This window comes from Ramlibacter sp. 2FC, from assembly GCF_005503345.1.
Classification (GTDB): Bacteria; Pseudomonadota; Gammaproteobacteria; order Burkholderiales; family Burkholderiaceae_C; genus SCMQ01.
Window position 1 is genome coordinate 40,744 of record NZ_SCMM01000037.1, and the last position, 7,706, is coordinate 48,449.

7 protein-coding genes are annotated in these 7,706 nt (G+C 68.9%); all 7 read right to left on the reverse strand.

Going from position 1 to position 7,706, the window contains the following annotated elements; genetic code table 11:
- Window positions 1-3 precede the first annotated feature (3 nt).
- The 7 genes from mraY to mraZ are packed head-to-tail and all read right to left on the reverse strand — an operon-like array spanning window position 4 to window position 7,466.
- Window positions 4-1,182, reverse strand: a complete 1,179-nt coding sequence (gene mraY / locus FFS10_RS15850; RefSeq protein ID WP_137895445.1) for a phospho-N-acetylmuramoyl-pentapeptide-transferase — start codon at window positions 1,180-1,182, stop codon at window positions 4-6.
- Complete coding sequence (locus FFS10_RS15855) at window positions 1,172-2,584, reverse strand: UDP-N-acetylmuramoyl-tripeptide--D-alanyl-D-alanine ligase (RefSeq protein WP_137895453.1); 1,413 nt, start codon at window positions 2,582-2,584, stop codon at window positions 1,172-1,174. The genes mraY and FFS10_RS15855 overlap by 11 nt, the downstream gene beginning before the upstream one ends.
- 5 nt (window positions 2,585-2,589) lie before the next feature.
- Window positions 2,590-4,092, reverse strand: a complete 1,503-nt coding sequence (locus FFS10_RS15860) for a UDP-N-acetylmuramoyl-L-alanyl-D-glutamate--2,6-diaminopimelate ligase (RefSeq protein ID WP_137895446.1) — start codon at window positions 4,090-4,092, stop codon at window positions 2,590-2,592.
- Window positions 4,092-5,825, reverse strand: coding sequence for a peptidoglycan D,D-transpeptidase FtsI family protein (locus FFS10_RS15865; protein ID WP_137895447.1), 1,734 nt, complete (start codon window positions 5,823-5,825; stop codon window positions 4,092-4,094). Before FFS10_RS15865 ends, FFS10_RS15860 begins: the two co-directional genes overlap by 1 nt.
- Window positions 5,822-6,121 carry a cell division protein FtsL gene (gene ftsL, locus FFS10_RS15870; RefSeq protein WP_137895448.1) on the reverse strand — a complete coding sequence of 100 codons (300 nt, stop codon included), beginning with the start codon at window positions 6,119-6,121 and terminating at the stop codon, window positions 5,822-5,824. The genes FFS10_RS15865 and ftsL overlap by 4 nt, the downstream gene beginning before the upstream one ends.
- Window positions 6,118-7,029, reverse strand: a complete 912-nt coding sequence (gene rsmH, locus FFS10_RS15875; RefSeq protein WP_137895449.1) for a 16S rRNA (cytosine(1402)-N(4))-methyltransferase RsmH — start codon at window positions 7,027-7,029, stop codon at window positions 6,118-6,120. Before rsmH ends, ftsL begins: the two co-directional genes overlap by 4 nt.
- A gap of 8 nt (window positions 7,030-7,037) precedes the next feature.
- Window positions 7,038-7,466 (reverse strand): division/cell wall cluster transcriptional repressor MraZ, encoded by a 429-nt coding sequence (mraZ, locus tag FFS10_RS15880; protein WP_137895450.1) that lies wholly within the window; start codon window positions 7,464-7,466, stop codon window positions 7,038-7,040.
- Window positions 7,467-7,706: the final 240 nt, after the last annotated feature.

Genomic DNA, 7,706 nt, shown 5'->3' on the forward strand with positions numbered 1-7,706 from the left:
GTCTTAACGGAGCTTGAGCGTGGACAGGCCGATCAGGCACAGCAGCATGGTGATGATCCAGAAGCGCACCACGACCTGCGTCTCCTTCCAGCCGCTCTTCTCGAAATGGTGGTGCAGCGGCGCCATCTTGAGGATCCGCCGGCCCTCGCCGTACTTGCGCTTGGTGTACTTGAAGTAGCTCACCTGCAGCATCACCGACAGGGCCTCGACCACGAAGATGCCGCCCATGATGGCCAGCACGATCTCCTGGCGCACGATCACCGCGATGGTGCCCAAGGCGCCGCCCAGCGCCAGCGCGCCCACGTCGCCCATGAACACCTGGGCCGGATGGGTGTTGAACCAGAGGAAGGCCAGGCCTGCGCCGGCCATGGCCGAGCAGAAGATCAGCAGCTCGCCGGCACCGGGAATATGCGGGAAGAACAGGTACTTGGAGTACACGGCACTGCCGGTCACGTAGGCGAACACGCCCAGGGCCGAGCCCACCATGACCACCGGCATGATGGCCAGCCCGTCCAACCCATCGGTCAGGTTCACGGCGTTGCTGGCGCCGACGATCACGAGGTAGGTCATGAGCACGAAGCCGAACACGCCCAGCGGGTAGCTGACCTCCTTGAAGAAAGGCAGCAGCAGGCCGGCCTTGGGCGGCAGGTTGACGTCGAAGCCCGAGCGCACCCAGTTGAAGAACAGCTCGAGCACGCGCAGGTTGGAGCTCTCGGAGATGCTGAACACCAGGTAGAGCGCGGCGACCAGGCCGATCAGCGACTGCCAGAAATACTTCTCGCGCGAGCGCATGCCCTCGGGGTCCTTGCGCACCACCTTGCGCCAGTCGTCGACCCAGCCGATCGCGCCGAAGCCCAGGGTCACGATCAGCACGATCCAGACGAAGCGGTTGGACAGGTCGAACCACAGCAGGGTGGAGATCGCGATCGCGAGCAGGATCAGCACGCCGCCCATGGTCGGCGTGCCGCTCTTGGACAGATGGCTCTGCATGCCGTAGCCGCGCACCGGCTGGCCGATCTTGAGCTCGGTCAGGCGCCGGATCACGTAGGGGCCGGCGAACAGCCCGATCATCAGGGCCGTGAGCGCCGCCATGACGGCGCGGAAGGTCAGGTACTGGAAGACCCGGAAGAACCCGAACTCGGGCGAGATCGCCTGGAGCCACTGGGCAAGGCTAAGCAGCATGGGAATTCCCTGTTTCTTGTGGTTGTGCCCGGGCGCCCACGGCCTCGACCACGCGCTCCATCTTCATGAAGCGCGAGCCCTTGACCACCAGGCTGGCGGCGGCGGGCAGGGCCTGGAGCACGGCGGCCTGAAGCTCGCCCATGTCCTCGAAATGCCGGCCTGCCGCGAAGGCCGCGGCGGCGTGCGCCGACAGCGGCCCCAGCGTGAACAGCTGCTGCACACCGCGCTCGCGCGCGTAGGCGCCGACCTCGGCGTGGAACTGCGGCCCCTGGTCGCCGACCTCGCCCATGTCGCCCAGCACCAGCAGGCGCGGGCCGGGCAGCTCGGCCAGCACGTCGATCGCGGCGCGCACCGAGTCGGGGTTGGCGTTGTAGCTGTCGTCGATCAAGGTGAAGCCATGCTGACCCAGGCGCAGCGCCAGGGCGCGCGAGCGGCCCTTCACCGGCTCGAAGGTCTCGAGCCCGCGGGCCACCGCGGCCAAAGGCACGCCCGCAGCCAGCGCGCAGGCGCTGGCTGCCAGCGCGTTGCGCACGTTGTGGCGGCCGGCGATATGGAGTCGGACCCTCATCGGACCGGCTGGCGTCTCCGCCCGCACTTGCCAATGCCCCTGTTGCCATTCAGACCCGGCCAGAACGATGTCGGCGTTGGCGCTGCCGTCGCCGAAAGTCATGCAGGGCCGCGCGTCGGCGAGCCCCGTCCAGAGCATGGTGAATTCGTCGCCGGCGGGGTACACCGCCACACCGGCCGGCGGCAGCGCGAGGAACACGCTGCCGTTCTCCTCGGCCACTGCCTGCACCGTCGCCATGAACTCCTGGTGCTCGCGCTGCGCGTTGTTGACCAGGGCCACGGTGGGCCGCGCGATCTGCCCGAGGTAGGCGATCTCGCCCGGGTGGTTCATGCCGAGCTCGACCACGGCGACCTCGTGCCGCGCGCGCAGCTTGAGCAGGGTCAGCGGCAGGCCGATGTCGTTGTTCAGGTTGCCCTGGGTGGCCAGCATGGACTCGCCCTTCCAGGCACGCAGGATGGAAGCGACCATCTGTGTGACCGTGGTCTTGCCGTTGCTGCCGGTCACGGCGATCAGCGGCAGGCGGAACTGGCCGCGCCAGCCGGCCGCGAGCTGGCCCAGGGCCTGCTTGGCGTCGGCCACCACGAGACCGGGCAGGCCGGCCTGCGCGAGCAGGCCCTCGGCCGAGGCCTCGCAAATGGCGGCCACGGCGCCCTTGGCCGCAGCCTCGGCCAGGAACTGGCCACCGTCGAAGCGCTCGCCCCGGAGCGCGACGAACAGGTCGCCCTCGGCCAGGCTGCGCGTGTCGCTGTGCACGCGCTGCACGCGCCGGCTGCCCTCACCGACCAAACGGGCTCCGGGCAGCCAGGCCAGGGCCTGGTTCAGGCTCATGTTCATGCCATTCATGGCGCCACTCCTTGCGCTCGCCGACGCAGTGCCGCCTGCGCGTGGGCCTGGTCGGAGAACGGATGGCGCACGCCGGCCGTCTCCTGATAGTCTTCGTGGCCCTTGCCCGCGATCAGCACCACGTCCTCGGGCGCGGCCTGGGCCAGCGCCTCGGCGATCGCCAGCGCGCGGTCGGCCTCGACCCGCGCCGCAGCGGGGCGCGCCAGGCCGGCAACGACCTGGGCGATGATGACCTGGGGGTCTTCCGTGCGCGGGTTGTCGCTGGTGACCAGCAGCTGGTCGGCGCCTTGCTCGACCGCGGCCCCCATCAGCGGCCGCTTGTGCGGGTCGCGGTCGCCGCCGCAGCCGAACAGGCACCACAGCCGCCCGCCGCGCTGCTGCGCCAGCGGCCGCAGCGCACCCAGCGCCTTGTCCAGCGCATCGGGCGTGTGGGCGTAATCCACCACCGCCAGCGGCACATCCCGCGCGCCCGGCACCGCGACAACCTCCATGCGCCCCGGCACGGGCAGCAGCCCGTGGCAGGCGTTCACGGCATCGGCCAGCGGCACGCCGAGCGCGCGCATGGCGGCTATCACGCCGAGCAGGTTGGAGACGTTGTAGCGGCCGATCTGGCGCGTGCGCAGCAGCTGGGCCTCGCCCTCGTCCTCGACCACGGCGAAGAACAGGCCCTGGGCGTCGTAGCCCACACCCTGCGCCTGCAAGCGCGCCGGCCCTTCGCAGGAGAAGGTCCAGACGTCGAGCGCGCCCCCGGCCAGGCGCGCCGCCAGCGGGCCGCCCTGCGGGTCGTCGAGGTTGATCACCGCCGCCTGCAGCCCTTCCCAGGCGAACAGCCGCTCCTTGGCCTGCCAGTAGGCCGCCATCGTGCCGTGGTAGTCCAGATGGTCCTGCGTGAAGTTGGTGAACACCGCGACGCGGATGCGCGTGCCGGCCAGGCGCTGCTCGACCAGGCCGATCGACGAGGCCTCGATGGCGCAGGCCTTGAGCCCCTGGTCGGCGAACTCGCGGAAATGCCTCTGCAGCAGCACCGGGTCGGGCGTGGTCAGGCCGGTCGACACCACCTGGGGCGGGCGGCCTATGCCCAGGGTGCCGACCAAGCCGCAGGGCCAGGCCGGCGCGCTCAGCGCGGACAGGGCCAGCGACAGCCACCAGGCGGTCGAGGTCTTGCCGTTGGTGCCGGTCACCGCCACCACCTCGAGCGCGCTGGACGGGTTGTCGTAATAGGCGGCCGCGATGCTGCCGGTGGCGGCCTTGAGTGCGGGGTAGGTGGCGATGCGCGGGTCGCTGAAGCCGAAGTCCTTGACGCCGGCCTGCTCGACCAGGCAGGCGGAGGCGCCCTGGCGCAGCGCCGTGGCCACGTACTGGCGACCGTCGGTGGCCGCGCCCGGCCAGGCGATGAAGCCATCGCCCGGGCCGACCAGGCGGCTGTCGGTCTGCAGCCGGCCCGTGACGTGGCCGCGCAGCCAGCGGGCCGCGTCCTGGGGCTGATGCAGCGTGGCCATCAGAACGACTCCTCCACGGCCTGGGCCACGACCTGGGGCTTGACCGCCATGTCGGGCTGCACGCCCATCATGCGCAGGGTCTGCTGCACCACCTCGCTGAACACCGGGGCCGCCACGGCGCCGCCGTAGTACTGGCCGGCGCTGGGCTCGTCGATCATCACCGCCACGATGATGCGCGGCCGCTCGATCGGCGCCATGCCGGTGAACCAGGAGCGGTACTTGTTGCTCGCGTAGCTGCGGCCCACCTGCTTGTGCGCGGTGCCCGACTTGCCGCCGACCGAATAGCCCACGGTCTGCGCCTTCTGGCCGGTGCCGCCGGGGCCGGCCGCCATCTGCAGCATCTTGCGGATCTCGGCCGCGGTGCGCGGCGACAGCACCTGCACGCCCACCGCCGGCTGCTCGGCCTTGAGCAGGGTGGCGGGGATGATCTGGCCGTCGTGCGCGAACACCGTGTAGGAGCGCGCCATCTGGAACAGCGAGGCCGACAGGCCGTAGCCGTAGGACATGGTGGCCTGCTCGATCGGCTTCCAGGTCTTGTAGGGGCGCAGGCGCCCCGTGACCGCGCCCGGGAACGGGATCTGGGGCTTCTGGCCGAAACCGGCGGCCGAGAACACCTCCCACATCTCGCGCGGCTGCATCTGCATGGCCAGCTTCACGGTGCCGACGTTGCTCGACTTCTGTATCACCTCCTGCACCGTCAGCACGCCATGCGGATGGGCGTCGGAAATCGTCGAGCCGGTGATCTGGATGCGGCCCGGCGCGGTCTGGATCGCCGTGCCGGGCTGCACCCGCCCGGTCTCCAGCGCCAGGCCCACGGTGAAGGGCTTCATGGTCGAGCCGGGCTCGAACACGTCGGTCAGCGCGATGTTGCGCAGCTGGGCACCGCTCAGGTTCTGGCGCCGGTCGGGCACGTAGCTGGGGTAGTTGGCCAGCGCCAGCAGCTCGCCGGTCGTCGAGTCGAGCACCACCACGCTGCCGGCCCGGGCCTTGTTGGCGATCACGGCGTCGCGCAGCTTCTGGTAGGCGAAGAACTGCACCTTGCTGTCTATCGACAGCTGCAGGTCGCGCCCGTCGACCGGCGGCACCTGCTCGCCCACGTCCTCGATCACGCGGCCCAGGCGGTCCTTGATCACGCGGCGCGAGCCGGCGCGGCCGGCCAGCTCGTGCTCGAACGAGAGCTCCACGCCCTCCTGGCCCTGGTTCTCCACGTTGGTGAAGCCCACCACATGGGCCGCGGCCTCGCCCTCGGGGTACTTGCGCTTGTATTCCTTGCGCTGGTAGATGCCCTTGATGTCGAGCGCGGCGATCTGCTTGGCCACGGGCTCGTCGACCAGGCGCTTGATCCAGACGAAGGTCTTGTCCTCGTCCTCGAGCTTCTTCTCGAGCTCGGCCAGCGGCATCTCGAGCAGGCGGGCCAGCTGGCGCAGCTTGGCCGGTTCGCGCTCGACGTCCTCGGGAATCGCCCAGATGCTGGGCGCGACCACGCTGGAAGCCAGGATCAGGCCGTTTCGGTCCAGGATGCGTCCGCGGTTGGCCGGCAGCTCGAGCGTGCGCGCAAAGCGCACCTCGCCCTGGCGCTGGAAGAAGTCGTTGCCGAACACCTGCACGTAGGCGGCGCGGCCGGTCAGCCCCAGAAAACCCAGCGCGATCATCGCCACGATGAACTTGCTGCGCCAGACCGGGGTCTTGCTGGCCAGCAGGGGACTGGAGGTGTAGCGCACGCTGCGGCTCATGGCGCCCCCTGGGCCGGCGCGCCTGCGACCACGCCGCGGTCGTTGACGTACAAGGTGATGGCCGGCGTGGTGGTGCGCATCTGCAGCTGGCTACGGGCCAGCCGCTCCACGCGCAGCGGCGTGGCCTCGGCGCGCTTTTCCACCTGCAGGCGGTCGTGCTCGGTTTCGAGCTTGCGCGCCTCGTTCACCGCGCGCTCGAGCTCGACGAACAGGTGGCGCGATTCGTACTGCATGTGGACCAGGTACAGCGCGCTGGCCACGACGGCGAGCAGCAGGACGATGTTGAGCCTGGTCATGCCGCTGTCCTTTCGGCCACGCGCATGATGGCGCTGCGCGCGCGCGGGTTGGCGGCGACCTCGGCGTCCGAGGGCTTGATGCGGCCCAGGGCGCGCAGCTTCATGGCCTTGGGTTCGGCGAAGGGCGCGCGGCGGTCGAACACCTCGCGCGAATGCCGGGCGATGAACTGCTTGACGATGCGGTCCTCGAGCGAGTGAAAGCTGATCACCACCAGCCGCCCCCCGGCTTGCAGCACGTCCAGGCTGGCCTCTAGCGCCTGTTGCAGCTCTTCAAGCTCGGCGTTGATGAAAATCCGAAGAGCCTGAAATGTGCGCGTTGCAGGGTTCTGGCCCGGCTCGCGGGTTTTGACCGCGCCAGCCACGAGTTCGGCCAACTCGGCGGTGGTTGAAACCGGGCCCCGTTCCGTTCGGCGAGCAACAATCGCCTTTGCAATGGGGAGAGCAAACCGTTCTTCGCCGTAGTCACGTATCACCTCCGCGATCTGCTGGACTTCCGCGCTGGCCAGCCATTCGGCCACGCTCTCGCCGCGCGTGGTGTCCATGCGCATGTCGAGCGGGCCCTCGAAACGAAAAGAAAAACCCCGTGCGGGGTTGTCGATCTGGGGAGAGCTCACGCCGAGGTCCATCAGCACCCCGGCGGCACTCGCCGGGGGCAGGTCCGCCAGATGGCGGAACCCCTGGTGCCGGATGGCAAATCGCGCATCGCGGATCGTGTCCGCCTCGGCGATCGCCTCGGGGTCCTTGTCGAAGGCCTGCAGCCGCCCGCGCGGCGACAGGCGCGCGAGGATCTCGCGGGAATGCCCCCCGCGGCCGAAGGTCGCATCGATGTAGCTGGCGTCCGGGTCGACCAGCAGGGCGTCGACCGCCTCTCGCAGCAGGACGGTGGTGTGTTGCAGTGCGCTTGCCACGGCCGGCCTCAGAAGGAGAAGTCCTTGAAGACGTCGGGCATCTCGCCCTGCATGGCCTCGGCTTCCTGAGCCTCGTAGCTGGCCTTGTCCCAGAGCTCGAAGTGGTTGCCCATGCCCAGCAGGATGGCGTCCTTGGTCAGGCCCGCAGCCTGGCGCAGCTCGGGGGAGATCAGCACCCGGCCGGCACCGTCCATTTCCACGTCCATGGCATTGCCCAGAAAAATACGCTTCCACCACTGTGCCGACATCGGCAGCGCGGCGATGCGCTCGCGGAATTTCTCCCACTCCGGACGCGGGAAAAGCATCAGGCAGCCGTGCGGATGCTTGGTCAGGGTCAGCTGGCTGCCGGCGCTCTCGCTGAGGGCGTCACGATGCCGGGTCGGCACGGAAAGCCGACCCTTCGCATCCAGACTCAGCGATGAAGCCCCTTGAAACACGCTCTAGATCCCTCCAACCGCTTGCCGGCGATGGCCCGAAGACACTTTTCACCACTTAATTGCACTTTTTCCCACTGTATCAGGAAAAGCCTGGCGCGCAAGCGCGCCTGCAACATTTTTTTCAATTAAATCAAGGACTTAGGAGCGTTTCCGGAGAAAAATACGGGCAGAAAATCGTTCTAAATGAAGTACTTAGCGAGGGCTGTGAAAGTGATGCATGAAAGAGCGGGCAGCCCTGCC

What these genes read in the sequence shown, in the direction of transcription:
- mraY (WP_137895445.1), bottom strand. Translation starts at nt 1,182, where the DNA reads ATGCTGCTTAGCCTTGCCCAGTGGCTCCAGGCGATCTCGCCCGAGTTC.
- FFS10_RS15855 (WP_137895453.1), bottom strand. Translation starts at nt 2,584, where the DNA reads ATGAACATGAGCCTGAACCAGGCCCTGGCCTGGCTGCCCGGAGCCCGT.
- FFS10_RS15860 (WP_137895446.1), bottom strand. Translation starts at nt 4,092, where the DNA reads ATGGCCACGCTGCATCAGCCCCAGGACGCGGCCCGCTGGCTGCGCGGC.
- FFS10_RS15865 (WP_137895447.1), bottom strand. Translation starts at nt 5,825, where the DNA reads ATGAGCCGCAGCGTGCGCTACACCTCCAGTCCCCTGCTGGCCAGCAAG.
- ftsL (WP_137895448.1), bottom strand. Translation starts at nt 6,121, where the DNA reads ATGACCAGGCTCAACATCGTCCTGCTGCTCGCCGTCGTGGCCAGCGCG.